This window comes from Streptomyces sp. S.PB5 (genome assembly GCF_030403745.1).
Lineage (GTDB): Bacteria > Actinomycetota > Actinomycetes > Streptomycetales > Streptomycetaceae > Streptomyces.
In genome coordinates this window covers 21,969-46,089 of sequence record NZ_JAQMWP010000037.1, presented here as the reverse complement: position 1 = coordinate 46,089, position 24,121 = coordinate 21,969, and the positions used below count along the sequence as shown (strand labels likewise).

The 24,121-nt window shown below is 68.8% G+C and carries 29 protein-coding genes and 1 tRNA gene; 18 read left to right on the top strand and 12 right to left on the bottom strand.

The annotated features are described in order from the left end of the window. Positions 1-752 precede the first annotated feature (752 nt). The 11 genes from PH203_RS47810 (at position 753) to PH203_RS47760 (ending at position 8,528) form a co-directional block, all read left to right on the top strand. Positions 753-1,124 carry a hypothetical protein gene (locus tag PH203_RS47810; RefSeq protein WP_289929059.1) on the top strand — a complete coding sequence of 124 codons (372 nt, stop codon included), beginning with the start codon at positions 753-755 and terminating at the stop codon, positions 1,122-1,124. Positions 1,125-1,193: 69 nt separating this feature from the next. Continuing rightward, complete coding sequence (locus PH203_RS47805; protein ID WP_289929058.1) at positions 1,194-1,727, top strand: hypothetical protein; 534 nt, start codon at positions 1,194-1,196, stop codon at positions 1,725-1,727. A gap of 117 nt (positions 1,728-1,844) precedes the next feature. After that, on the top strand, positions 1,845-3,020 hold the full coding sequence (locus tag PH203_RS47800) for a DUF932 domain-containing protein (protein WP_289929056.1): 1,176 nt from the start codon (positions 1,845-1,847) through the stop codon (positions 3,018-3,020). 243 nt (positions 3,021-3,263) lie between these two features. Next, positions 3,264-3,752, top strand: coding sequence for a hypothetical protein (locus tag PH203_RS47795; protein ID WP_289929055.1), 489 nt, complete (start codon positions 3,264-3,266; stop codon positions 3,750-3,752). Between the two features lie 218 nt (positions 3,753-3,970). Further along, a tRNA-Ile gene (locus tag PH203_RS47790) sits at positions 3,971-4,044 on the top strand. 703 nt (positions 4,045-4,747) lie between these two features. Further along, positions 4,748-5,578, top strand: coding sequence for a hypothetical protein (locus PH203_RS47785; protein WP_289929061.1), 831 nt, complete (start codon positions 4,748-4,750; stop codon positions 5,576-5,578). A 104-nt stretch (positions 5,579-5,682) separates the two neighbouring features. Further along, complete coding sequence (locus tag PH203_RS47780) at positions 5,683-6,027, top strand: hypothetical protein (RefSeq protein ID WP_289929054.1); 345 nt, start codon at positions 5,683-5,685, stop codon at positions 6,025-6,027. A 41-nt stretch (positions 6,028-6,068) separates the two neighbouring features. Beyond that, positions 6,069-6,305: a hypothetical protein gene (locus PH203_RS47775; protein ID WP_289929053.1), complete on the top strand. Its 237-nt coding sequence runs from the start codon at positions 6,069-6,071 to the stop codon at positions 6,303-6,305. Between the two features lie 471 nt (positions 6,306-6,776). After that, a complete protein-coding gene (locus PH203_RS47770; protein ID WP_289929052.1) occupies positions 6,777-7,202 on the top strand; it encodes a cell envelope biogenesis protein OmpA in 426 nt (141 codons plus the stop codon). A 30-nt stretch (positions 7,203-7,232) separates the two neighbouring features. Then, positions 7,233-7,961, top strand: coding sequence for a hypothetical protein (locus PH203_RS47765; RefSeq protein WP_289929051.1), 729 nt, complete (start codon positions 7,233-7,235; stop codon positions 7,959-7,961). Positions 7,962-8,084: 123 nt separating this feature from the next. Continuing rightward, positions 8,085-8,528 carry a single-stranded DNA-binding protein gene (locus tag PH203_RS47760; protein WP_289929047.1) on the top strand — a complete coding sequence of 148 codons (444 nt, stop codon included), beginning with the start codon at positions 8,085-8,087 and terminating at the stop codon, positions 8,526-8,528. A 60-nt stretch (positions 8,529-8,588) separates the two neighbouring features. Here PH203_RS47760 and PH203_RS47755 read toward each other — a convergent pair whose 3' ends face one another. The 4 genes from PH203_RS47755 to PH203_RS47740 form a co-directional block, all read right to left on the bottom strand. Then, positions 8,589-8,795, bottom strand: coding sequence for a KTSC domain-containing protein (locus PH203_RS47755; protein WP_289929046.1), 207 nt, complete (start codon positions 8,793-8,795; stop codon positions 8,589-8,591). 26 nt (positions 8,796-8,821) lie between these two features. Further along, positions 8,822-9,589 (bottom strand): hypothetical protein, encoded by a 768-nt coding sequence (locus PH203_RS47750; protein WP_289929045.1) that lies wholly within the window; start codon positions 9,587-9,589, stop codon positions 8,822-8,824. Then, on the bottom strand, positions 9,586-10,680 hold the full coding sequence (locus tag PH203_RS47745) for a hypothetical protein (protein ID WP_289929042.1): 1,095 nt from the start codon (positions 10,678-10,680) through the stop codon (positions 9,586-9,588). The genes PH203_RS47750 and PH203_RS47745 overlap by 4 nt, the downstream gene beginning before the upstream one ends. 781 nt (positions 10,681-11,461) lie before the next feature. Further along, a complete protein-coding gene (locus PH203_RS47740) occupies positions 11,462-11,692 on the bottom strand; it encodes a hypothetical protein (protein ID WP_289929041.1) in 231 nt (76 codons plus the stop codon). Here PH203_RS47740 and PH203_RS47735 point away from each other — a divergent pair. From PH203_RS47735 to PH203_RS47725, 3 genes are all read left to right on the top strand, one after another. Continuing rightward, positions 11,679-12,020 (top strand): hypothetical protein, encoded by a 342-nt coding sequence (locus PH203_RS47735; protein ID WP_289929040.1) that lies wholly within the window; start codon positions 11,679-11,681, stop codon positions 12,018-12,020. The two genes, PH203_RS47740 and PH203_RS47735, sit on opposite strands and share 14 nt — an antisense overlap. Positions 12,021-12,150: 130 nt before the next feature. Next, complete coding sequence (locus PH203_RS47730) at positions 12,151-12,882, top strand: hypothetical protein (RefSeq protein WP_289929038.1); 732 nt, start codon at positions 12,151-12,153, stop codon at positions 12,880-12,882. 259 nt (positions 12,883-13,141) lie between these two features. After that, positions 13,142-14,056: a replication-relaxation family protein gene (locus tag PH203_RS47725; protein WP_289929036.1), complete on the top strand. Its 915-nt coding sequence runs from the start codon at positions 13,142-13,144 to the stop codon at positions 14,054-14,056. A 158-nt stretch (positions 14,057-14,214) separates the two neighbouring features. Here the strand turns inward: PH203_RS47725 and PH203_RS47720 are convergent, their stop codons facing one another. The 3 genes from PH203_RS47720 to PH203_RS47710 all read right to left on the bottom strand — a co-directional run bounded on the left by PH203_RS47720 (position 14,215) and on the right by PH203_RS47710 (position 17,702). Continuing rightward, positions 14,215-14,859, bottom strand: coding sequence for a GNAT family protein (locus tag PH203_RS47720; RefSeq protein WP_289929034.1), 645 nt, complete (start codon positions 14,857-14,859; stop codon positions 14,215-14,217). 463 nt (positions 14,860-15,322) lie between these two features. Further along, complete coding sequence (locus PH203_RS47715; RefSeq protein ID WP_289929033.1) at positions 15,323-16,078, bottom strand: hypothetical protein; 756 nt, start codon at positions 16,076-16,078, stop codon at positions 15,323-15,325. A gap of 289 nt (positions 16,079-16,367) precedes the next feature. Then, positions 16,368-17,702, bottom strand: coding sequence for an ATP-binding protein (locus tag PH203_RS47710; protein WP_289929032.1), 1,335 nt, complete (start codon positions 17,700-17,702; stop codon positions 16,368-16,370). A 508-nt stretch (positions 17,703-18,210) separates the two neighbouring features. Here PH203_RS47710 and PH203_RS47705 point away from each other — a divergent pair. Further along, positions 18,211-18,510 (top strand): hypothetical protein, encoded by a 300-nt coding sequence (locus tag PH203_RS47705; protein WP_289929031.1) that lies wholly within the window; start codon positions 18,211-18,213, stop codon positions 18,508-18,510. Between the two features lie 279 nt (positions 18,511-18,789). Further along, on the top strand, positions 18,790-18,999 hold the full coding sequence (locus PH203_RS47700; RefSeq protein ID WP_289929029.1) for a hypothetical protein: 210 nt from the start codon (positions 18,790-18,792) through the stop codon (positions 18,997-18,999). A 46-nt stretch (positions 19,000-19,045) separates the two neighbouring features. Here the strand turns inward: PH203_RS47700 and PH203_RS47695 are convergent, their stop codons facing one another. The 5 genes from PH203_RS47695 to PH203_RS47675 form a co-directional block, all read right to left on the bottom strand. Beyond that, positions 19,046-20,185 (bottom strand): caspase family protein, encoded by a 1,140-nt coding sequence (locus PH203_RS47695; RefSeq protein WP_289929026.1) that lies wholly within the window; start codon positions 20,183-20,185, stop codon positions 19,046-19,048. Then, the gene (locus PH203_RS47690; RefSeq protein WP_289929025.1) at positions 20,182-20,568 is read right to left on the bottom strand and encodes a hypothetical protein; all 387 of its coding nucleotides are present in this window, start codon (positions 20,566-20,568) and stop codon (positions 20,182-20,184) included. Before PH203_RS47690 ends, PH203_RS47695 begins: the two co-directional genes overlap by 4 nt. A 618-nt stretch (positions 20,569-21,186) precedes the next feature. Continuing rightward, on the bottom strand, positions 21,187-21,765 hold the full coding sequence (locus PH203_RS47685; RefSeq protein WP_289929024.1) for a GNAT family N-acetyltransferase: 579 nt from the start codon (positions 21,763-21,765) through the stop codon (positions 21,187-21,189). Positions 21,766-21,775: 10 nt separating this feature from the next. Further along, entirely contained in the window at positions 21,776-22,258 is a 483-nt protein-coding gene (locus PH203_RS47680) for a hypothetical protein (RefSeq protein WP_289929023.1), read from the bottom strand. Positions 22,259-22,466: 208 nt separating this feature from the next. Then, complete coding sequence (locus PH203_RS47675) at positions 22,467-23,105, bottom strand: hypothetical protein (protein ID WP_289929022.1); 639 nt, start codon at positions 23,103-23,105, stop codon at positions 22,467-22,469. Between the two features lie 190 nt (positions 23,106-23,295). Here PH203_RS47675 and PH203_RS47670 point away from each other — a divergent pair, with 190 nt between their 5' ends. Next, complete coding sequence (locus PH203_RS47670) at positions 23,296-23,673, top strand: hypothetical protein (protein WP_289929021.1); 378 nt, start codon at positions 23,296-23,298, stop codon at positions 23,671-23,673. After that, complete coding sequence (locus tag PH203_RS47665; protein WP_289929020.1) at positions 23,670-24,104, top strand: ATP-binding protein; 435 nt, start codon at positions 23,670-23,672, stop codon at positions 24,102-24,104. The genes PH203_RS47670 and PH203_RS47665 overlap by 4 nt, the downstream gene beginning before the upstream one ends. The last annotated feature ends 17 nt before the right edge of the window (positions 24,105-24,121 follow it).

The following is a 24,121-nucleotide window of genomic DNA, read 5'->3' as shown; positions in this document are numbered from 1 at the left end:
GCGCGCGGTCTGCTCCGCAGACACGACGCGCCGCCGCTACGCGGCGGGCCAACTCCCTTGCTTTGCAAGGGAGTTGATGGATCGTCACTCCGTGACGATAGCCGGATTGCTCCGCAATCCGGCCAAGAAATTCGCTCCGCGAATTTCTGAAAACGCACCTGCAGGGGGCTGCTCCCTCGGCTGAAAGCCCGTCAGTTCCCTTACGGAAACCAAGAGATTCGGGATATGTGAATCCCTGAATCGAAAAATCCCAATTCCCGGTCCGAATGCAGGAAATGACCCTCTGTCAATTATTCTCCTTCCCGATTAAATTACGCTTCGGCGATAACCTCCCCGTAGGGTCTCCCGGCAACCTTTGGCTAGAGTCTGCCGAATGCTCCGCCAGCACACCCCGGGCCGCCGTACCGGCCCGGCGCGGCGGCTCCGCCGACGCGCAGCAGGACCCCAGGCCGCACCGATCCCCGAGGCCGCCGCTCCGACCACGCCCACCCGCCCCCTCCTCTTCTCTCAGGGCAGGGAGCAGCGGCAGCAGAGGGGATGTCAGCGGGCGTACCACGCTTGGTTGGTGGGTTGACCTGGGGTGTTGTAGAGGCCGGCTTTTGGGTCGTGCAACGTCCAGCGCAACCCCTACCGCAACGCCATGGCGCAACTTCCAGTGCAACGGGGGTTCCATCCGAACAACAGACACACTATTATTTAAAGTCCTGGGGAGGTCACCCCGGGGGCCGCAGAAAGCCAACGAAGGGGAAGACGTGGAGATCAAGATCTCTGGTGGGATCGTCAGCCGAGTGCGCGGCGGTAAGGACGCCCCCATGACCGGTCTTGCAATTCAGGCGCGCACGGTCGCTAACTTCCTTCCGCTGCTTGTTCAGCGAGTGGGAGCGAACATCGTGCACAACTCCGACGCGAACTACACCGGCATTCGGTTCGACACCAAGGTTGGCCCGGTGGTACTGGAAATTCCTACTGGTGACCGCCCCTACCGGCTCGTGCATGAACTGCCGGAGCCGGACGAGAACGGGCGTACCGAGGTAGAAATGCGGCGCTTTCCGCAGATCTACAAGCCGAAGGGAATTGCGCACATTACGGCTCAGTTCCTCCAGTCGCGTGGATTCCTCAAGTAGCCCGCCCGGGGCGCCCCCTGTTATGGGGCGCTCCTTCGATCCGGAATTTCCCAGTGGAGAGGCGGACCCATGGAGGGCACGCGGGGTGCAGAGTCGGTCGAGGAAACCGCGCCGCTCACGGGTGCGGAGCGGGATCAAGCACGTTACGCGCTGTGGGAATTGGCGCGCAGTCAGAGTGATCCGGAGGCGTTACGGGTTCCGCGCGAGCTGTTGGACATGGTCCAGCCGCTCTTCGAGTTGGGTTGGGCCCTGGGGCTGCGTACGGGGCATACGGGTTCGGCTGTCACTGGTGTCCCTGTGGATCGTGGAACGGTGGCGCGTGCGTTTGTGCAGCTGCTGTCGGCGCAGGGGGCGGCTCGGAGTCTGGACCCGCAGGGTTCTGGTCCGGTGGTGTGGCAGAAGGTCGAGTACCACGGCAGTGTGACACAACGTCACGGCCGTTATTGGGTCGGGGCGATTCACGCTCATGCCCTTCCGCTGGGCAGCGCGCCGGAGTTGCGCTATGACCTGTGCGAAGTGCGCGGGTTCACGTCGGTGTCAGTGGTCACGAACGTTCGGCGGCGGAGCCTGACGCCATTGCCGGAGTTCCGCGCGCTGGGCTGAGTGTGCTGGTCAGGGGTGGGTTCACCGACTCCTAAAACACACTATTATTGTAGTTGTTCGGGGGGTGGTGGCTCCGCCCCCCGACCCGCTCAGACCAACAGCGAAGGGGAACACCGCATGACTCAGCAGTTCGCCGAGCGCGCTACGAACCTCGCTCCCACCGGCGCCCGTAACGCCGACCTGTCCGACCTGGTCAGCATCCTGGAGGACGGAGAGCGTCAGAAGCTGGACGTCATCGCCCCCGCGTCCGCACTGCGGATGCGCGAGGGAAACGTGCACGTCGAAGGCGTCGAGGCGCAGCTCAGCGCGCGCGGCGTGACGGCCGTTGACGGCGTCTACCGGCCCACCGCCGTTGCCGATGAGGGAATCTCTGACAAGCTCCGCATCCCGCTGGCCTACCTGCGTCGGATGCGCACGGAGAACGTCCCGCTGCTGGACGAGAACGTCAACGCGTGGCTCCGTGAGGGTCCGGAGCGCCGTTTCATGCTCCGCGCGTTCCGGGGCGGCAGCGGCCCCGGCATGCCCGGCGAGGGCGTGGCCCGCGCGCTGCTGTCCGACAGCTACAAGCTGATGGACAACCTTGACATGCTGCTCGCCGCTCTGGACGGGGTGCAGCAGTCCGGCCACCCCACCCGGATCACGGGGTGCGACCTCACCGACCGCCGCATGTACGTGCGTGTCGAGTCCGAAGCGGTCGCGGTCCAGGCGCGTAGCCTGTTGCGCGGCTATCGCTCCCCGTTCGACGGACGCAGCGGTGACGAACTCCCGATGGTCTCGGCAGGGTTTGTCATCACCAACAGCGAAGTCGGGGCCGGGGCGTACACCATCACCCCGCGCGCGGTCATTCAGGTCTGCCGCAACGGGATGACCATGGCCAAGGACGTCATGCGCGCCGTGCACCTCGGAGGCAAGCAGGACGAGGGCGTTGTGAACTGGTCCGGCCAGACCCAGCGCAAGACGCTGGAGCTGATCACCTCCAAGACCACGGACGCCGTGCGCACCTTCCTGTCACGGGAGTACGTCGAGGCCAAGGTGTACGAGATGGAGGCTGCCGCCGGGAAGACGCTTGAGGAACCGACGAAGACGATCGAGCACGTCACCAAGGCGCTCAGCATCGGCAACGAGACGAAGGACCGCATCCTTGCCCACTTCGTCCGGGGCGGTCAGATGACCGCCGGGGGTGTGATGCAGGCCGTCACGTCGACAGCTCAGACCCTCGCCGACGCCGACCAGGCCGCCGTCCTGGAAGCCCTCGCGGTTCCCGCCCTCACGGCCGCCGCCGCGCACGGCTGACAGACCCCCGTGCGGGCCGGGCAACTCCCCCAGCCCGGCCCGCACGGGCCCGACCAGCCCGAGAGCGCGGAGCGTGCGGCTCAGTCCCGCAGGGAGCGCGGAGTGCGCCCGCCCGGCCCCTGCCGCGTAGCGGCAGCGCGACGCGTCGGCGGAGCCGCCCGCGCGCCATGAACACCCGTTATATCCAGGGGCGCAGTGCGGCCGGCCTCCGTCGCCCACCGCCCCGCCCCGCAAGGAGTCCTCATGCCAGTACGCCCGGAGCTCATCTACCCCGGAGACGACGCCATAGCGGCCGCCATGAGCCGCACCCTGAGCGCCCTTTCCGCCGTGTTCCAGGTACTCGGAGACGGTGAGCACACGCTGACCCTCGTTGCCGAGCGGACCGACAACGCGTTCGTCACGGGCCGAACCGATCTCTCTATCGGCATGGAACCGCTACGCCTGGCCGTCCTGGACGAAGAAGAGTTCTGCGCCTTCCGCATGCTGCTGGTGTTCGCGCTGGAGGCCAGCACGATGCGCAGCGCCGTCCTGATCGCCACCACGGCCGCCGATCCCAATCCCCGCGCGTGCGGCTGGGTCGTGCGTGACGGGTGGCTGCACCCCATGGACACGGACGACGTCCAGGCCGCTGTCATTCCGTGCCCCGACGTCACGGCCGTAGAGCGCGAGGTCTACCCCGCCCCCGTTCTCCTGCAGCTCCCCGACTCCGACTTGGAGAACCCGCATGCCTGAGCCGCAGCTTCCACGGCCCGACGCCCCCACGACGTCCGCCATGGGCCGCGCCCTGCACGCGCTCACCGCATTGTTCCCCGCCCTCGGGGAGGGAGGTTCCCTCCCTCACAAGAGACACTATTATTACTCATCGAGCGGCTCCCCTTCCCCGCTCTGCGCCCAGAGCCGCTCGCCGCCCGGCCATGACGAGGGGCGCCACCCCCGCAGCCGAATACCGAAGTGCTGTAGCTCAGCCGGAAGAGCGCGGATCTTATAAGTCCTGAGGTCGTGGGTTCGAGTCCCACCAGCGCTACGCCAAACCCGCCCCAGGCGGCGGGCACGCAGTACCACCAGCACGCCCGCCACCGGGCCCGACCGCCCACCCGTCCCCGCTGGAGCCCGACGACGGCCGGCACCGGCGCGATCCCGGCCGACGTCGCCCGCGCGTTCGCCGACGCATGGTGCACCATCGCCCTCGCGTCCGATGTCGCCGTCAGCCCGTGGTGCGCCGAAGTCGACGCGCCGGCCGACCTGTTGCGCGCCCCCGGCGCCGGAGAGGACGTCGACAAGGGGCCGCCGCCACCACCCTGGACGACGAGCCGAACGGCCGCCGTTTTCGAAAAGCCGTGCCCTCAGGCGCCTCGCCCGCCACCGGCGGATTGCGCTGGAGCCCACCGCCCCTCTGGACGAGCCGTCATCCCGGCGATCCCGTCAGCGAACCAGCAGGTCAAGGGTGGGTTTCCACTCACCCAAACAACACTATTATTGAATGAAAGGGATGGGGTCCACCCCAGCCCGCCAGTCGGCGGCTGCCTGCCCTTCTCCTGACGGCCGCCCCGTGTCAGGGAGGTTCCCGTCAACCCGTCCACGACAAAGGAGTGCACGTGACCCTCACACCTCAACCCTCCGAGCACAGCCGGGACGAGTCCCACGCCGCCCGCCGCAGCACGGCAGACGCGGCCCGCACCGACCGCCGCACCACGCGCCGCGCCCTTCGCCGCGAAGTCGCGGGCGCCATCGGCCTGCTCACCGATGATCACGACTTCCGCGCCATGCGGCACTACCGCTCCTTCGTCTTCGCCGACTTCCCGGCCTATCTCTCAGGAGTGGAAGACCTTCTCCGGGTCCGCGCTTCGCAGGGCGCTCACACCGTGCTCGCCCTGTTCGACCCCGAGGAGTACGCCGACTTCTGCGCGGACAGCGGCCTCGACCCCGACCGGCCGTCCAGCCGCGCCCGCTTCACCGGCGAGCTCGCGGTCACGGGTCCGACCGTCCCGTACAACGGGGAGCCCCTGGCCGATCTTCTCCCGACCCTGATCAAGAAGGCTTTCCGCCAGGCCACCTGGGAGTACGCCTCCATGTCCCTGGCCCGCCTCGGCACTTGCACCACCTGCGGGAAGGACATCGGCCAGGAGGCCTTCGCGCGCGCACGGGACCTCCTCGCCCGCATCCTCGACACCGCCCGACCGGGCCGCCAGCACCTGACGTGCAGCGTCTCGGCATCGCCGGAAACGCTGGTTGCCGTCCTGCACGCGGACACGGACGCCGACGGCACCGCCCGGCTCGACGACGCCGAGGCCCTGGAGTTCACCGCGGTCCTCGCCCTCGGCCTGGCGGCGCTGCCCGGCAGACTCGCCATGCGGGCCAGCACTCGAGGCGCCGCGGACCGCGTGTACGGCTGGCGGCTGCGAGCAGGTGACCTGGATCCCCTCACCGCGGGAGAGGTCTTCGACGCCTGCTGCACCGACATCGACTCAGGCGACCCCATCCCCCCGGAGTCGAGCGTCGACTACTGCGTACCGCCCGACCTCGGCCCCAACTGCCCGCCGCCGGGGCACCGCCACTGAGCGATGCCGTGCACGCCCTCCGTTGACGCAGGGGTGCCGCCGCTCGCGTCCCACCCAAGGTGAGGGCGACGCCCCCCTTTCCCCCTCCAGCCCCGGGAGTCGCCATGCTCCGAACGCTGCGCCGCGCCCTGCGACCGGCACGCATCCGTGTTCCCGCCCACCGGTTCAGCGCCGGGATCGCGGCACTTCCGCCCACCGCGCGCGACGCGCTCGGCACCGACGCCACGGCCGGTGAGGCCATCGCCTACAACCGCACACGTGTCGCCACCGCCACCGCGGTCGCCCTCTATCGCGCCGGACACACGCTGCCGATGTCGGACATCGGCCTGGACGAGGCGGTGCTCGCCCTGGGCTTCCCCTCCTCCGTCCCGAGCCCGGAGACCCGCGCGTCGATCCGCGCCGCCCTCGGGGTCCTGGACGCCGACCGCACCGTCACCGTCACCCGCTGACAGCCCTCCGCGCCAGCCGTGGGCCGCCCGGAAGGAGCCCGGTGTTCCTCGTCGTACCTGACCCCGCTCACGGACTCGTTGCCGCCCCGCAGTCCCCCGAGGACCGCACACCCGTCACCGAACAGTCCCTCACCGCCCGGGGGTTCGCCTGGAACGGCGAGATCGAGGCGTACACCCGGTCGGCCGAATTCGACCCCGCAGCCGTGGACCACACCGTCAGCATGCTGCGCGCGCTGGGCCACTACGTCTTCTTCTCCTACACGCCGCCCCAGAGCTGACCGGCCCCCGGGCGGACTTCACCGCCGCCCCCGGCCCCTTGCGCAGCTGGGAGTTCCGCCCTGCCCCGACGCAGCCCCCAGCCGCAGCGGCCCGTCCGGAACGCCGCCGCCGAGCACGAGGGACGCCAGCCCTTGGACAAGCTCCACGAAACTCAGCTGCCGCCACCACCACGAAGCGCTCCCGGCCGGCGGCCCCGCAGAACCGCCCCCCCCACCGGCCAGCAGGTGACGCCCGTAAGCCCGACCCCCTGCCGCGCGCCCCACCACGATCCGAAGGAACACCCATGCACGCGATACCCCAACGCTGCGCCCACCGCCCGCTGGCGGGCGGACTGGGGGTGCCGTACGTGACCCTGATCCACGACGGCCACGCCGCCTTCGGCGTCCTCGACGCCGACAAGGCCCACGCCGCCTTCCTCAGGCGCCTGTGCCAGATCTACGCACAGCCGCTGGACGAACGGTGCTTCCTGCTTGGTGCGCCCGGCCGACGTCCTCAAGGGCTCCTCCCCGGAACCGGCGCTGCACCCCGAGTGCCTGCCGTACACGGCCGCACACTGCCCGATGCTGAACGGCACCGCCACGCACTACCGCCGCAGCCCGGTCCTGGCTAGCCACCCCGCCGGACGGCCCTGCGCCGATCCGGCCTGCGCGTGTCCACCCCGCACCACGGACGAGTCTCACACCGCCCGCAGCGGCAGCCTCGCCGACCGGTACGAGGCCTGGATGATCCACACGCGCAACCACCACCTCGTCTTCGCGCCCGAGCGGCCCGATGTGCCCTCCGGCATCAGTCTCGACGTGCCCGTCCTGCGCAGACGCGTGCTGCGCACTGCGGCGCTCACCCCCGACCAGCAACACCTGATGGTCCTCTTCAACGCCCTGACGTGCGGGCCCTGACCACCCCGAAGCCCACGGAAGGCAAACGCTATGCCGATCAAACCGGACCCGTCCACGCCCGCAGGCGCGGCCATCCTCGACCTGGCCGACCTGATGGACGGCCTGCAGGAACGCACCGGCGAATGGCCGGGCGCGGACACCGCCGGCATCGTCCAACGGTGGCTGAGCCGCTTTACCTTCGCCGTCCTCGAAGACCTCACCCCGCAGCCGGCGGGGCGGGCGTGGGTACTGCGTCAGTGGGGCCTGTGCACCGATGCCGTGACCCTCTGGTCCGACGAGGCCTCCGCCCTCACCGCGCTCGCGCGGCAGGTACGCCGCTCCTGGGACGACGTGGCGGGCACCGAGGGCTTCCCGCTCCGGCCTCCGGCCGACGACCAGGCAGTCGTGGACCTCTACTACGGCCCGGACAAGAGCCGCGGCACCGAGCGCTACACGCTGCACCCGGCCGCCATCTCCCGTCACGTGCACAGGCCGTTCACCCTCAGCCTCTCCGACACCCAGGCCTGCGCACAGGCCAACAGCTCGGCGCTCTTCCACCCGCAGGAGAACCCCGACGACGAAGGCCTGCCCTGCATCGAGCTCGCAGGCATCCTCGTCTTCGCCCACCTCGACGCCGACCGCCAGGCCGTACGCATCTCCGTCCATCTGGACACCACCGACGAGCAGCTGCTCCGGGCCGACGGCACCGTCCCCGTGCAGATGGAGATCGAGGACACCACCGTGTTCGACAACACCACCCCACCGCTGCCCCCGTCGTAGGCGACCGGGTGGACATCCGTCATCCAGCACCTCCCCCACCGCCCCGGACTACCGGGCGGGAGACGCCGACAAAGGGTCGACCAACCCCCACATACACCATTACTCATAGTCGGAGGTGTTCCTGTGCCCCCGTCCGTCACGCACGTGTCCGGCACCGTCACCGGTGACGTGGAAGTCCGCTTCACCCAGGACGGCATCGCCGTCTGCCGGTTCCGCCTCACCGAGACCCCCACCCAGTGGGACACAGCCGCGAATCGGTGGCGCGACCTGGAGCCGATCGGCTACATCTGCACCACCTGGCGGGACCTGGCCACCAACGCCGCCGAATCCCTGACCGACGGGACCAGCATCCTGACCAAGGGACGCATCACCAAGATCAAAAATAACTCCATCCACCTCAGCGTCGACGACCTCGGCATCAGCCTGCACAAGCGCATCACCTACACCGAAACCAGCCTGCCCAGCCCCATCGCCGCACCCCCGCCCACAACCACCTCCCCCGCTCCCGGGCAACCAGGCAGCCCACCCCAGTGGTGGGAGCAGCAGCCCGCCTCCAACTGGTCCTAGTAGTACTCCGGCAGCGTTTCGCTCTCTGACCTGGTCAGAGAGCGAAACGCTGCCGGAGTACTAGCCCACTCGGCTGTAGCCGTAAACGCCCTTCACCATGCGGTCAAGATAGGTTCCTTTGCTGTGGGCCGCGACAAGCCCGGCATACACATGCTCAGGAACACCGTGGTACTGGTACACGCCACCGCTGTGGAATTCAACCTCCAGGATTCCGCCCGAGTATCCGACCGATCGGACGTTGGACGAGCGGACCGCTACACGTTCCATGGAAATATTCCCTTTCTCTTGCGCCGTCACGGCGTCGCGTTGGTGGGGTCGGGAGCCTGGGACTCGTCCTGCAACGTCACGGCGGCGTGGAGGAGTTCATGGGCATACCGGTTGGCGGCGTCCTGTACCCGCTTCGCGGACGGCAGGAGGAACCAGCCGGCCAGGGAGAACAGGCATGCTGCCAGGCCGAAGAGGTTTCCTGCCGAGGTCTGCGGCCGGTCTATCACCGGCGCGAGCCACGCCATGTAGCTCGTCAGAACGAGCGCGGACAGCAGGCTGATGCTGCGAGCCGCCCAGCGCAGTCCGTAAATGTTTCGTTCGTAGCCGTAGTTGCGATTCTCGTTGAACAGGAGAGCGAACTTCTCCTTGTCTCGCGTTTTGTCGCGTACACGCTTGACGGCCAGCTTGATCGTACTGTCGGCCTTGACCTTGTCCCGTCGCTCGGCACGCAAGGAGGGCAGAGAGACCCCGGATACGGCTGCAACTGCTCTGCGCCATAGCTGCCGTTGGGCTTCGTCGTCGCTGGGCGCATCGAGTCTCAGCCACACGGTCGTCGGCGGACCGCCCCAGCTGTTCCACAGCCGCTGTTCGACCGACCTGCCGAAGTTGCGCACCACGCCAGCGATCAGTACCGGACCCACACCCGCGAGAGCGAGTGTTCCAATCACATAGGAAACCGCGGGTATCTGACGCAGTCCCAGCACGGCGAACAGGACGATGAGGGGCAGGATCGCGAGCAGGCCGGGCACCAGTCGGGCGCGGCGCTCGTAGTCATCGAGGAAGAGCATGCTCACGCGCCTCCGTCGTCTTCCACCACGGGATGGAAGGGGAGGGACTGCGCGGGACGGTTGCCGGAGCGGGCCGGGGCGTCGTGGCTGTACTGGAGCGATGCACTCTGGGTCGCGTAGACCGGGTAGCCGCGCCGTAGGAAGGCGTTGGTCACCTTCTTCGCGGGGTGGCGGTTGTCGGGGTTCTTCTTCGGCGCCGAGACGCACGCGATCCCACGCCTGATGTCTTCAGCCGGCGGGCCCAGCAGCCGGTCGAGCATCGTCGGACCGACGTTGTTGCGGCTGCCGTGGTGCGGCACCTGCACGAAGGGGAGGTCACCGGGGCTGAACCCGTTCTCCTCAAGGCCGTCGAGTACGCGAGTGAGTGCGGGGATCCCGGCGTCGCCGGTCAACAGCATCTTCCTGCCGTCGGCTTCGAGTAGGGAGACCACGCTAGCGTTGTTGGTGGGGGTGGTCGTGCCGTCGTCGCGCAGTGTCTCGTGTAGCCACGTCTCCGGGACCAGCTTCTTCCCCGCCTCCAGCAGCTTGCGCATGGCGGACTCGTAGGCGAGCTGGGCGACGGATTTGGCGGTCTGTGCGACGAGTTCGGTCAGGAGCTGTTCGTAGTATGTCTCGGAGGGGCCGAGCACGCTGAAGATGCCGTCCTTGGAGCCGACGCCGGCAAACGGCTCGACGACCCCGACTCCACGCTCGCGGGCTATGGCCTCCAGCTCCATCGCCGCCTCGAGCATCCGGCGCGCTGGATCGTTCAGCTTCTCGCGCCAGGACTCAGAAGTGCGGGCGCGCTCCATCTCCGCCGAGTGCTCCCAGGGAAGATGCATGAGGAGCTGGCTGACGTGCATGGTCTCCAGCACTGTCTTCAGGCCACAGATATGGTCCTGGTCGGTGTGCGTGGACACCACGATGTCGATGCGGTCGGTGGCGTAGTACTTCTTGATGTGCTCGACCAGGGCGTCACCGCAGTCGGTGTACCCGCCGTCGATGACCATGACGGTCTGCTCTGCGCGCACTCCCCGGAGGTTCCCGAAACGGATTGCGATGGCGTCGCCGCCCTTGGACTCCTCCCCCACCGGGAGAAAGTCGATCTCGTATCCCACTGTGGATCCTTGACTCACAGGCGCCTTGGCGCATCACACGAAGAGGCGGCCGTAGCACTCATGTACCTTCGGCCAACCGCCAACACAGAGTAGCCATCCCAAGCCGGCACATCATCACACTCCGTCAACTCATGGGCAGACAAAAGGAGTAGACCACCACCTCGACATGACCGTTCGTGATCGCTTCTGCCACATGGTGACCACCTACACCCCGCCCCTCGGCGGCCACGGGAAGGCCACCCTCCCCTCGGGAAACGCCCAGCCCGAACAGGGCGACAGGACGTTCGGCGACGGCTTGATTGCAACGAGCTATACGGTGCGCGACCTCGGGAGACCAAACCGCCCGCCCCGGGTGTTCGCCTGCCGAATATCACATTTGCCGTACCCAAGTTCAGCCGCGCAAGGGCGCCGTCTGAGCGATCCCAGGCGTACCAAACGGTCCGAGGATGCAGGTGGGGCCAGGGACGCGTCCGGGAAACAGGTCGAGCCGGCACCGAGGGCAGTGCCAGCTCGAGATGTCAGCGGACGCGGGCCAGCGCACCTGTCGCACGTCCTAAAGCGGATTGAGCTTGCGACCAGTACGCCGACAGCGCTGTTTCCCTAAGGCTGCAGGGGGCGTACCTGACGGCAACACGTAGGGCAGTGGGCGTCGCGCACGCTGGCGAACCACCGCGATCTGCTGCTGACCGCCGGGTGCCGCCCGCGGACGGCGTCGAGCTGTGTGCGCTGGTCGAACGCGTCCGCCAAATGCCGTTCAACCCGAACACCACCATGGCCGAGCTCATCGAACCGTCCCGCCGCCGCGACGCCCCGGACCGGCATCGAGGCGGAGGAGAACGCGGACTTCGAGCGGATAGAACGCGACCCACGCCGCCTTGCGCAAGCCGCCCGCCCGGGACTCCAAGGCCCGCACCGGCCCGGCGAACTCCTGCACAGCGCCACCGGACGCGACGGCTGCCCCTGACCACCACACCGGCGCTTCGAAGATACTTCTGATGATGACGACCACCACACAGCGCCTCCTCGACCTCGCCGCAGCAGCACCGGCCCGCCACGGCGAGGACCTCGTCCTGCTCCTGCGCGAGGCGAACGAGCTCTACCAGCAGGGCCTTGAGGATCTGCACCAGAAGGCGGCAGCCCGCCTCGGCCCGCTGCCCACCTCAGAGCTGATGCTCGCCGCGGACGCCGCCGGCATGCCCTGCGATGCTTCCCAGGACCGCGACGAGATGATCCTGCTCCTGGCCGTGGCCGAGTGGGAGATGACGCCGGCCGCCATGGCCTACACCGAGATGGCCGAAGACGCCGCACGCCGGGGAATCTGCCTGATCCCCGAGGAGTAGGCCGCAGCCGGAAGCAGCCACCCCTCAAAGCCTCGGGCCCCGGGCTGGACCCCCAACCGAAACTCCTGCCATTATTTGTTTTGCGAGCCGGGCCGGCCGGCTCACCGCCGACAGGACGGACGGTTCCGCCATGACCTCGCGCCGTGAGCCTCGCCTGGCCGACGCCGTCGAGATCGCGGCCGAACAGGGCCTGACATCCGCCCGGGTCACCGGCCTGTACACCGAACGCGCAAAAAACTCGGCCGGCACGACCTTCCCCGAACCCGTCGGCATGCGCGGTCGCGCCCGCCTGTGGGACCACACCGAGGTCACGCAATGGTTCGCCCACCGCACGCCGGTACGGCTGCGCGGGTACAAGCCGCCCGCCCGTGACCCGCAGGAACTGCTGAACGCGGCCGACGCCTCAAGGTTCCTCGGCTACAAGAACCCCAACCAGGTCACCACTTTCCTGCGCGACCACCCCGGCTACTTCCCCGAACCGGACGCCGTAGAAGAGATGGGCACGCCCGAGAGCCCCTACCGCCGGCAGCAATGGCGCGTGCAGACCCTGCTCAACTGGCTGGAAACCCGGCCCGGCCGCGGACGGCGAGCAGGAGACAAAGCAGCCCCGCCCCTGCCCGACGTTCCCGTCGACGGCGACCCCGACGAACTCCTGGGAGCAAGCGAGGCAGCTGCCTTGCTGGGATACAAGAGCGTCGGCTCCTTCTCCAGCAGCCTGTCCCAGGGCAACCTCCCCCTGCTGCAGACCACGGACGGCATCGCCGAGAACGCCGGCCGCCAAAACGGGCGCCGGCGGTGGACACGCCGGCGCATCCTCGAACAGGCCACGCAGCGAAAGCCCCCTGGCCGCACCCGAAGATGAGCGGACTTCCGCCCACCAGCCTGAACGCGCCCCCCGGTATGGGGCGTTGGTCCCTTGCAGGCCGGGGGTCGCACGATGGTCGGCACGGCATGGTTCGCCACCACGCCCCGCAGCAGCGCACGCCGCTGCGGACCGGCCATCGCCCGCCTTCCGGCCGCCCCGACCACGGCCCCGACCACGAGAACGTTCCCGGACCGTGACCTTGGTCGGGGCGGCATGGTCGGGGGCCGGGCCGCAGGGTGCGGGTTGCCTGACCTGCATGCCCCGTCCCCCTTCAGGTGTTCCGGCCGCCGAGCCGGCCCCCAGCCCTTCTGAACCGCTGCGCCTGCAGGTCCTGACCGCGCTCGCCCTGCACCGCATGGCCACGACTGGCCAGCTGCGCCAGATGCTGCGCCCGGACGGAACCCGCCAACTCATCTCCCGGGTACTGAACAAGCTGCGCACCACGAGCCTTGTCGACCTCACCCCGTTGCCGGACCCCGACCGATCGCGTACACACGCCTGGTACCTCACCCCCGAAGGCGCACGCCTGACCCGCGATCTCCCTGTCCTGCGAGGGCGACCGCCCTACCCCATCACCTCCACGACCGCAGCCTCGCTGAAAACCCCCCACACCCTCACCGTCGTACACACCCACCTGGCCTTCGCAGCAGACGCCCGCCGCCACGGACACGAACACGGCCCCTTCGACTGGACCCCCGAAATGGCCCACGCCATCGGCGAAGGCGAGCGGCTCGTCGCCGATGCCGTCATGCATTACACCCACATCGACGGCGCACACCGCCGCAAACTGCGCGCGTTCATAGAAGTCGACCGCAGCACGATGAGCAGCGAGCGCCTGGCCGTGAAACTGATCGAGTACGCCCGGCTCTTCCACTACGAAGCCCAACCCGCCGGCCGCCGCAGACCGGCCCCCACCGGCCCGGCATGGCTGCGCCGGTATCCGCTTTTCCCCCGCGTGCTGTTCGTCCTCACCGGCGCATCACGCCCCAGACTCCAAGCCCGCATCAGCGATCTGCAGGCGATGGCCGCTCAGCACCCCCTCGCCGCCACCCTCGCCCGCGAGGTACCCCTGGGCGCCGCCATCCTCGAAGACATCGAAGAACACGGCCCGTCCAGGCCGGTATGGATGCCGCTGACCGGAGGCCAACCCCGCCCATGGACCGACCTATAACCACACCGGCCACGCATCCACGCGCGAACATACCCGGGAAAGACACCACCACACCCGCGCAAACGGCCCGCCGACCTCGACGCCCTCGGCATGCGGTGGTGATGGGGTGGGTCAGTGTGCGGAGCCGAGCTTGCTGATGTGCCGAAGCACGTTAGTTGTCACATCGGCACGCGGGCTGTCACCAAGATCTGGCTGGCCGATTGACCGTCGCGGGGGCACGCTGACGAAGACGTCGAGCTCGCCGTCGGCGTGGCCGTCGGGTGCCACTCGCGGCGGAGGAGGCCGAAGACCCAGGAGTCGGAGACGTCGCCGTTGACGACGCAGTCCTCGCGGAGGGTGCCTTCGCGGACGAAGCCGAGCTTCTCCAGGACCCGGGCGGACGCCACGTTGCGGGTGTCGGTCTCGGCCTGGACGCGGTTCAGGTCCAGGGTGTCGAACGCCCACCGCAGGACGGCGTGCGCGGTCTCCGTGGCGTAGCCGTGGCCCCACGCGGCGCCGTCGAAGACGTAGCCCAGGGACGCGCTGCGGAAGTCCGGGTTCCAGCTGGTCAGGCCGCACCAGCCGATAAACGCGCCGTCGGAGACGCGGTCGACGGCCACCCGCGCTCCCGTGCCTTCCTCCTCAATCGTCCGGCAGGTCGCTATGAAGCGCTGGGCTCGGGCCGGTTCGGTCCACGGCGGGGAGTCCCAGTAGCGCAGCACGTGGGCGCTGCTGTGCAGCGCGTACAGCGACGCCGCGTCGGCGTCGGTGAACGGCCGCAGTCGCAGGCGGGCGGTGTGCAGCTCGGGGGTGGGCAAGGTCATGCGGAGCATCCTGCCGTGTCACGCTCGCCCCCGACCATCCGTTTATCCGGACGGTCGTGGGCGCGTACGTCCGCGGTGACGCCGGACGCGCAGGATGGGCGGTGAGTCCGCAGTACCGTGCCGGCCATCACACCCAGCAGCAACCTCTCCGTGCCAGTGCTGCTGTCGAAACCCGTAAACATTTCGATTCCCTCTCGGGTGGCGGCTGCCTCCCAAACCGGTGTACATCCGCTGCCCGTTCTCGCGAACAGAGCCAGCCCGGTGGCTGGAAGCTGGGCGTGTGGGTCTCGAACACCAAGTCCAGGCGCGACAAGCTCGCCCAGGACCAGCTGGCCGCGCGGCGGGAGCTGGGGGTGGAGTGGGCGTGATGCTCCCGCCGACGGGTCGTTGAACCGGCCGGGCATTCCAGAGCACAGAGAGACCCCGGGCCGCAGAGGCCCGGGGTCTCGTGTCTGTCTGCAGTTCAGGCCGCGAGCTGCTTAAAGACCGTCTCGAAGCGGTCAAGGGTGTCGTCGTCGACCTGTGCGAAGAAAGCGTCCTTGTCCTGGGTGAGTCGGTGTGCGGGTCCGACGTGGTCGAAATCCCGGGGCTTGTGTTGACGCTCCCGGGCGATCCCGATGCGCTTGAGGATCGGGGGGGGTGTGTCGGGGGTGATCAGGTCTTCCTGCTTGATGGTCACCTCGGTCGCCCTGTTGTAGAGCCAGAGGTAGTCCTTGGTGGAGAACAGGTCCTCGATGTCGGCCGTGTCCGGGAGCCCGTCGAGCTGGCCGATGACTGTGATGTGGGCCGGGTCGACTTCGGCCGCCTCGGCAGCGCTGAGAACCTTGGCGGTCACCTTGGTGGTCTCGGCTCCGTCGATGAGCGCGCGGACGGACAGTCGGCGTCCCATGACGGCGATGAAGGCCGGCATGTTGCCGATGCCGCCGACCGGAATGATGGCCAGCCGGGGGTCGAGGCCGGTGCGGTCCTGGCTGATCAGGTAGTCGGACATGCGCATGAGGAAGACGAAGTCGCTGCTGCCTTCCACGGCCAGGAGGGGGCCGGCACCAAGGAACAGGTGCTGCGCCACGGAGTATCCGAGCGCCGCTTCCACCGGCAGGATCGTCTTGGGATCGGCCGACAGGCTGACCGAGGTGATGACCACGCCCAGGCTCGGGTCTGTGCGGGTCGCCTGGTCGTGGATGGCGCGCATGGTCTCGTATCGCGTGGGGTCGATCATGTGCTGAGAGTGGGTGGTGTACAGAACCTGCTGCTTGGGCCCGAGCTCACCGTAGACGTACCGCAGGCATCCCGCCCGTCCCTTCCTCCTTCACCCCAGCCAAGGGACATGGGCAGAACAGCCGCAACGGGGATGTCAGCCCGAGCCGGGGCCACCAGCGGGGCACACGCCGGTCGGTGACGGCACAACGCCGCCTATAAGGCTGCCGTCCAGCTCACCGATCCGGACGGGTCGCAGGCCACCGTAAAAACTGGGGCTGTTCGATGCCCGGGGTCCTCTGTTCCCGTTCTCAGCCCACGGTTTCTTGAGTGGTCTGTACATTGCAGGCCTCTGCCCACTGCCGCACACGCTGACCGTAGCCCTGCTCCCAGTAGCGGATACGGATGGTGCCGTCGGAAGTCATCTGCAGGGTTTCGGGATACCCGAAGTGCTGGATCAGCCCCGTGGTGAGGTCGGCGGTGGCGGCCACGAGAGGAGCCCCATCCTCAGCGAGGTCGTCGAGGTCGAACGCACCCGTGGCGACGGGCGGCTTGACGATCTGATGGCCCAGCGAGCCTCCGTGGGCACGGTTTTGCACGAGGATTGCCGCAGTCTCTTCGGTGACGGGCCACAGGGTCGCGCGAACCGCCGCGTTGCCACCAGACGCCGCGCGGTCACGGGCATGACGGGCTAGGAAGCGCAAGCCAGACAAGACGCCGACGGCCAGGTCCTCATCGCCGATGCGACTGATCAGCGCGCTCGGGTCGCCCATCCGCTCTAGACGGCGATGGTCGATGAACGTGGCAAAGCCGCCAGCGCCGCTCTGATGCAGTTCGCACGCAAGATAGGTGGCCGCGGCCGCGTTGGAGCTGCCGTGGGCGATGAGGCAGCGGCTGCCGACCGATGTGCTCCCGAAGACGACGCCTCGCTGGATCGCGTGGGGGTCCTTGTCACGGACTTCCTGCTCGAACTCCATGAGGGTCTTCTTGTTGAGGATGAAGTCGCCGGCCAGGTCGGGCACGAGCGTGACCGCTACGAAGGTCTGGTCGGACACGTCCAGTCGATCAATCAACTGGCTTTCCAGCTTCGCTAGGTCCTCGAACCGGTCCTGGAAGCCGGCGAAGCGCTCCCGGTACGCCGCTGCCACCTGTGGCTCCGACAGGTACGTGGTTGTGGTGCCATACCGGCGGGGGTAGCGGAGGCCCTTGTCGACCTTGACGGCGTGCGGAGCCATGGGGCTGCGGGGCACGGCGATGAGGAGGAACCCGTGTCCGGGCCGCTGCGGGTTCTCCACCGGGATCACGTCGATGCCCGGAGTCGGGTGGGCCAGCTCTGAGACGATCTGCCGGATCCGATCCTGTTCAGCATTGTCCAGTGCCACCTCGGAAGCTGCGGTGGCCCGCGCCTGGTTGTCTTCCGCGATCCCGAGGACCAGGACCCCGCCGCTTGTGTTCGCCAGTGCCGCAACATCACCCGCGAGGTCCCGCTTGGACTTGTCAGAGCGGCCGTAGAGCTCCGCCTTGAAGTCCAGGTCGTGGGATTCGGTCACGGCGTTCGTGACGAGCGTGATGACCTGAGCATGCGAAACGGCGTCCAGCCGGGCTCCGAAGATGCCTTCGAGCCGACGCGAGCGAAGTGCGACCATGCCGTCCGATCCTGCCGGATTTACCCCCAGGTGTCACAGGAATTGATCGGCTTGGGTCTCGTGCCCCTCGACCCCGGCCGGGCGGCTTGTCCGCCCGGCGGCGCGCGGCCTCGCCGTCGCGCGCAAGCAGCACAGCGGCGCCCGGCCCCCTCGCCCGCTGCCCGGGTTGTCCCACTCACCCACTTCTCTGTTCTTCCTGTTGTGGGGCGTGGAATCGGGGGCGTAGAGGGGATGTCGGCCTGCCGACCACCAGCCGGACCAGCGTGGTGACCTGCGGGTTCGCGGACAGGCGCGGCAGAGGGTGCAGATAGGTGTCGGACGGGTTGTCGGCGGGGATGTGGGCCTGGTCCACAGAGGTGTTGTCGCTTCGTGACCGTGGTCGGGCCTTCGTCGTCGGGGCTGTGGTCGGGGCCGACTGCTGCTGTGACCGGGATGCGCGGCGCCGGGCAGGCGGGTACCGCACCGTCCGTATCAACCCCGGGTACAAGGCAAACTCAAAGGCAAGACCGTGATCGTCTTCGACGACTTCACCACCGAAGGCAAGTCCATCGGATGGGCCCGCACCCTCCTGACCAGCGTCAAAGCGGAACAGGTCATCGCCCTGACCATCGGCAAGTACCGCGACTCCCGCCACACCGCGTACCAGCTGCGCCCCAGCACGACAGTCGACCCCTTCGAGGTCAACTACCACCTGGCCGCCACAAATTTTGCGACGACAGCCGTCACCGGGGCTGCGGGGCCGGGTCCCGACGACGCTCTGAAGGCCACGATGTCCCGCTTCATCGCTGCCGCGCGGAGCACCGACTGAACTTCCCCGTCAGCCGGCCTTCGGAGCTGGCCTGGCCCGTGGCGACCGGTCCCGAGGATCGAGCCGACCGTGCCCTTGGGGGGTACCGCGTGACGTCCCACCGGCCTCACCGTGCCCTGCCGGCCCGTGTGCGCCGAACTCGTATCCATAGAGTCACTTTGTGTCACGTCTTGTATCAGCCAAATTAGGTTCATCCTGTACCCCAACTGGTCGGTCGCTGCCACACTCTGTGACTGCGGTGGGCAGGCTGCCGCTGAGAATGGACCTCGGGGGTGTTGCGTGGCGGGTCGTTCTGGCCAGTACTACCGGGCGGGTCACTGGGTGAACCGGTCGGAAGGCAAGAGCACGCGGGCGAAGAAGTCCGGAACGGGAGTCGTGGTCGTGGGACTGCTGGTCGTGGGGGCCTGGATGGGGCTCTTCTCCCCCGACTCCGGCAACGACACGCCAGCGCCCGAGCCGTCGTCGGTCTCGGCGCCCTCCGGACGCTGACCCCTATGGCATCCTGCCCCGCACCGGGGCGGGATGCCTTGGCGCTTCACGTCCCGCGGTGCCGCGGCCGGCGGTCCTGGCGTCCTGCCAGACGGTCCCACCAGGAGCGCGCTGGTGCCGGCACGGGCGGTTGGGGCCGTGCCGGTTCCTGTTCCTGGGTGCGCAGGCGTTGCCAGGCTGCCTGCCATACGCCGATCTGGTCGGAGGTGAGTCCGCAGGCGGCGAGGTAGCGGCCGGTCGTCTTCCAGGTCGCTGGCAGCGTGGTTGTGTTGAGGAGCCGGGTGACCGTGGCTGGTGCCAGCGGCGGGTCGGCTCGCTGGGCGAGGGCCGGAATGGTCAGGCCGGTGAGCGCCCTCGTCTCCGCGAGTGCCTCAAGGAAGGCGAGCGGAGTGTGGCAGTCGTCCGGGTTGGGCCAGGCGCTCTCGTCCGCGGCTGCGCGTGCGGGGGCGGATGCTGGGCGGTAGGCCTGGTTGTAGGCCAGAACGAGCCGTCCGGCGGTGTTGCGGTCGCGTTTTTGCGGAGCGGGCCGTCCCTTCGCGGCAAGTTCGCCGCGAAGGCGCTGGTAGACGGCGTTCAGGTCCAGCTCGCGCGGACCGTCGGGGATACCGTGCTGCAGGACGTCGAGCAGTTCACCGGTGAAAGCGGTGTGGGTCTCCCCCGGCGGGGCGAGGGCCCGTCCGTTCTCGGGGGCGGCGGCCAGCAGGTAGCTGCCGTCGATCTCCGCCTGGTCGGCCAGCAGGTCCTCACCGCCCATCAGCCCCAGCGCCCGCCCGCTCATGCAGCAGTCGAGGATGATGACGAAGCGCCGGGCCGCGCAGTCCGTGATGATCTCGCGCAGCGCCTGGTAGGTGACGCCGGTGTAGCTGCGGCCCTGGACAGAGCGGGGCAGGCCGAAGAAGAGCTCACCGCGGCCGTCGAGGAGGCCGTGCCCCGCGAAGTACACCAGCAGCGTGTCGCTCGTGGCCTCGGCGGCCTCCTTGACCGGATCCAGCATGTCGCGAGCCGTGTCCGGCTCGGCGACTACGGTGCAGTGCCCGGACGGCAGATGCCACGACGTGGGGCCGGTCAGCGCTCGGGCGAGGGCGGGCAGGTTGTTTGCCACGGCCGGCAACGGCTCCAGCACCGTGTAGCGGCTGACCCCGACCAGGACGGCCCGCGATGCGGCCGGGTCAGGTAGTGCTCTCACGGCCCCTGCCCGGCATCCGAGCCGCCCGGCTCCCCCTCGCTGCCCATGCTCTCCAACACCGCAAGGACACGGCGCAGTTCGCTCTCCGTCCCATTGCTGATACTGATCTCGATATTGCCGCGCCGGATCGTGACCTGCGGGGCACGCGGCCTGGTCTGCCGCCACGCGGCCACCGAGAGCACGAACGAAGCAGCACTCCAGCCGTTACCGGTCACCAGCTGCAGGACATCGAACACGCCGCCCATCGAGCCGGGCTTGGCCGACTTCTCCCGCAGCGTGAGCGCAACGGCCCTGCGCACCGCTGGCTCCTGCCCCAACCAGCCCTGCAGCGAACGCAGTTCACTCTCCGAGCGCTCCTCGTCGATGTACACATCAACGCGCACCGCATCCCCCTCCGACAGCGGCCATGCCCCGCGGGAGGCCCGCACCCGGCCATCCTGCCCCGCCCACGAACCTGCCACTCTTCCCAGTCGGCCACTCCCACGCACGCGCACGAGAAAAGAGAGGGGGCAGGACGTGAGGGCGCGGGCGGAGCCCCTCACGCCGCCCGCGGACGACTCCGCCGGGACCGGCGTCGGGCCCAGCTGGAACAGGAGGCGCGTCGGGGCGGTGAGCAACAGTCCGTGGTGAGGATGAGACGATCACGCCGTATGGCCGCAGCGTTCGACGGCTATCAAGATCTGGTGCGCTACGCGCTGCAAGAGTCCGCCGACTACAGCCTGGAGCGCGTCGCCGAGGCGCATGCCGAGCGCGATGTGCCGGCCTGCGGGATCAGCGACCACGTCGAGCGAGTTCGTGTGCTGCAGACGCGGGCCCAGGAGATTTCCCCGCACCACGTGGTACACAGCTCCCTGGACGCCGACGGCCGGACGGTCGCGCACCTGCCGCCCCCAGGGCCCGACCCGGACGGGCAAAACGCCAGCCAATGCACCGCAGGCCACGCCGCTCGGCCCGGCGCCGAGGTTCGTTCAGACGGCCTTCCTCGGAGCGGCTCGGGGAGATCAGGCGGTGGCCTCGGTGTCCACGTGCAGGAGCAGCAAGTCGAACTCGGGCCCATCGGCGGTGTTCCGGTAGGCACCCGCATATGCGTAACCGAGTCGGGAGTAGAGATCCTGACCGCGCTGGTTCGAGGGGAGCGCGAGCAGGGAGACCCATTTCGGGGCGACGGACTGGAGCAGGTGGTGGTGCAGGCGGCGGCCGATGCCCTGGGACTGCCAGGGCGGGCGGACGGCCAGCTCGCACAGTCCCATGAGGCGCTCGGTCCGGGCGGCTTCGGGGACCTGGTCGATCAGGTCGGGGCCGAACCAGTAGTCGGCGGAGCAGGGGAAGCCGTAGCCGAAGCCGACGGGGGTTCCGCCGGCGTAGGCGAGGACCAGGGTGAAGCCGTTGTGCTTGAGGTGGCCGGTGATCTGCCGGCGCAGGGCGGGGACGGACAGGCCGAGGGCTTCGGCTCCGGGGTTGTCAACGAGTTCGGGGTGGGCGTCGGCCCAGATGTCGGCGAGGACGTCGATCAGCGGCTCGACCTCGCCGGGGCCGTAGGTGCGGATCACCACGTCGGTGCGGGTGCTCGGGGTCGTCACCGTCTCCTCCTCAGCGAACGCCGGTCATGGTGCGGTACTCCTCCAGCCAGTCGGCGACCGCGGGAACCCGCGAATGCCGCTGAAGTGCGCTCTCGACGTTCTGCAGCTGCTGCAGCAGGCGGTCGCTGCGCACGGTAGGGAGGTAGGCGAGGACGCGGGCGGCGGCCTCGGCTGCTGCCTCGGGCTCCGGACGGTCCCTGACCGAATGTTGGATGGCGACGTCGGCCTGGTAAAGAGCGCGGTTGCGGGCGAAGTTCTCGCCGTGCAGGAGCACGGCCTGTTCGGCGCCGGCGGCAGCTCGGTCGTGCTGGGCGAGGTCGGCACGGGCAAGGGATTCCAGGCCGGCCAGCTCGGCGGGGGTGAAGAACTCCAGCCAGTCAGGGTCGGCCTCGGCGGGACCCTCGGCGTAGAGGTGGTGGGCGCGCACGACAGCCTGGTCGGTGGCGCCGGCGTCGCCCATCAGCGCCCATCCTCCGGCCTCGCGCATCGCCATCAGGGCCAGCAGGCGCGGTGAACCGTAGGTGCGTACGGCGCTCTGGGCACCCTGGGCGGCGGCGATCGCCTCGCGCGGCCGTCCGGACGCCTTGGCCAGGAGCGCCAGACACCCGAAAGCGTGCGCTTCGAGCCCGCGGTCCTCGGCGATCCGCGCGGCGGCCAGGGCCTCGTTGTACAGGCTGCGGGCGTCGCCGGTGCGGCCGCAGTCATAGGAGAGCCATCCGGCGGATGCTCAAGTGGCCGGTCGCGGAGCGCAAGTGCCGCTCGGTCCGGTCGGCGAGCTGCCCGTCCTGGAGCCAGCCGTAGGCGGTGTGCAGAGCCTCGGACGCCTGCTGGCGCAGGGTGGCGGACCCGTGGTCGTGATCGTGCGCGTAGAGGGCGCTGACGGCCTGGTGGACGGCATGCACGTTGCGCATGCCGATGCGCCCCGGGGGCCGCTCTCCTGTGGCGGTGAGGACGGGGAGCAGGGCCACGGCAGCGCCGGCGGTGTCGGCGAGGAAGGCCCGGCGGTCCGGGACGGCACTCTTGTTCTCGCCGTTCGGCGCGTTCGGCGCGTTCGGCGCGAGGGCCGGTAGCGCGCTCGCGCTAGGGGTGAGGGGCCGGAAGCCGAGCTGTTCCATGGTCCGCCCGGTCATCCTGGTCAGGATGCGGCGGTACACGCCGCGGGGGCACTCGACGTCCCCGTCCTCCCACGCGGCGACCAGGCGTGCGGTGCAGCCGACACTCTCGCCCATCTCCTCGCCGGTGGTGACGATGCGCTTGGCGAACTCGTGACGGGACATCTGGAACTGACGCTCGCGCACCTGGCGCAGCGCCGTGTTGGCGGTCTTTCGGCGATCGGCCATGGCGGCTCCGGGCGGCGTCCACTAGCAGGTGCGGTGACGGTACCGCTCCCACCGGTGTCGTGCCCTTACTCGGCCGCAGTTCACCCTGCCGGGCCGGACTTGCATCGCACTTGCATCGCGATGGCGTCGCACTCGCCGTCGCACTGCTGCTTGCCTGGGCTGTGACGTGACGACTGAGCAGGGAGGCGCTGTGGCGATTGCGACGAGCAGCAGAACCGCAACGTCCTGTACGCCTTCGGACCCCGTCGATGCTGACGTGATCCGTGAGACGTATAGCGTCGTCTTGGGAACGGGTGGTGGCGTCGAACTGCTTGGGGAGCGGCTGCTCGGGCACGTCCATCTCCTCCTTTTCGACGTCGTCGACGGCATGCCCCGAATGCGGGGTGAGTGGCAGCATGCCGCCGAACACGTCGTTGCCCAGACTCAGGAGATGCTGGACGCCGGAGTCGATCTCCACGGCGACCTCTGGGGGCTCGCTGTCCAGTGCCGGGCCCTGTTGTGCGTGCGTCAGCGTCTCGCCCCTCTCGAACGGTCCGGCGGTGGCAGGGGCTGCAGGGAAACGGCATGACGGGAACGCCTGCGCCTGTGCGGCGCAACGGGTATCCGGGCTACACGCGTACCGGGAGGCGGGCATCCGCGACCGCTGCGGAAGGTCGGGAGCTGGTGCGGGCCGCACTGAGTGCGTGGGAGCTGGACAGCCAGACGGATACGGCCGTGCTGCTCATGTCCGAACTCGTCACGAATGCCGTCCGGCACGCGCACGGCTCCATCGTCCGCATGACGGTGAACCGTCCGGCGGACGATTGGGTGCGAGTGGCTGTGGTGGACACGACGCCCCACAGGCTTCCTCAGCTGCAGAATCCTGATCCGGGTGACGAGCATGGTCGGGGGCTTGTGCTCATCGAGGCCCTGGCCGACCGCTGGGGCTACGACTTCGTGGGCGCCGGTCACAACCCGTGGGGCAAATGCGTGTGGGCAGAGCTGCAGGTCTCTCGGTGAAGTTCCGCAGGCCCGTG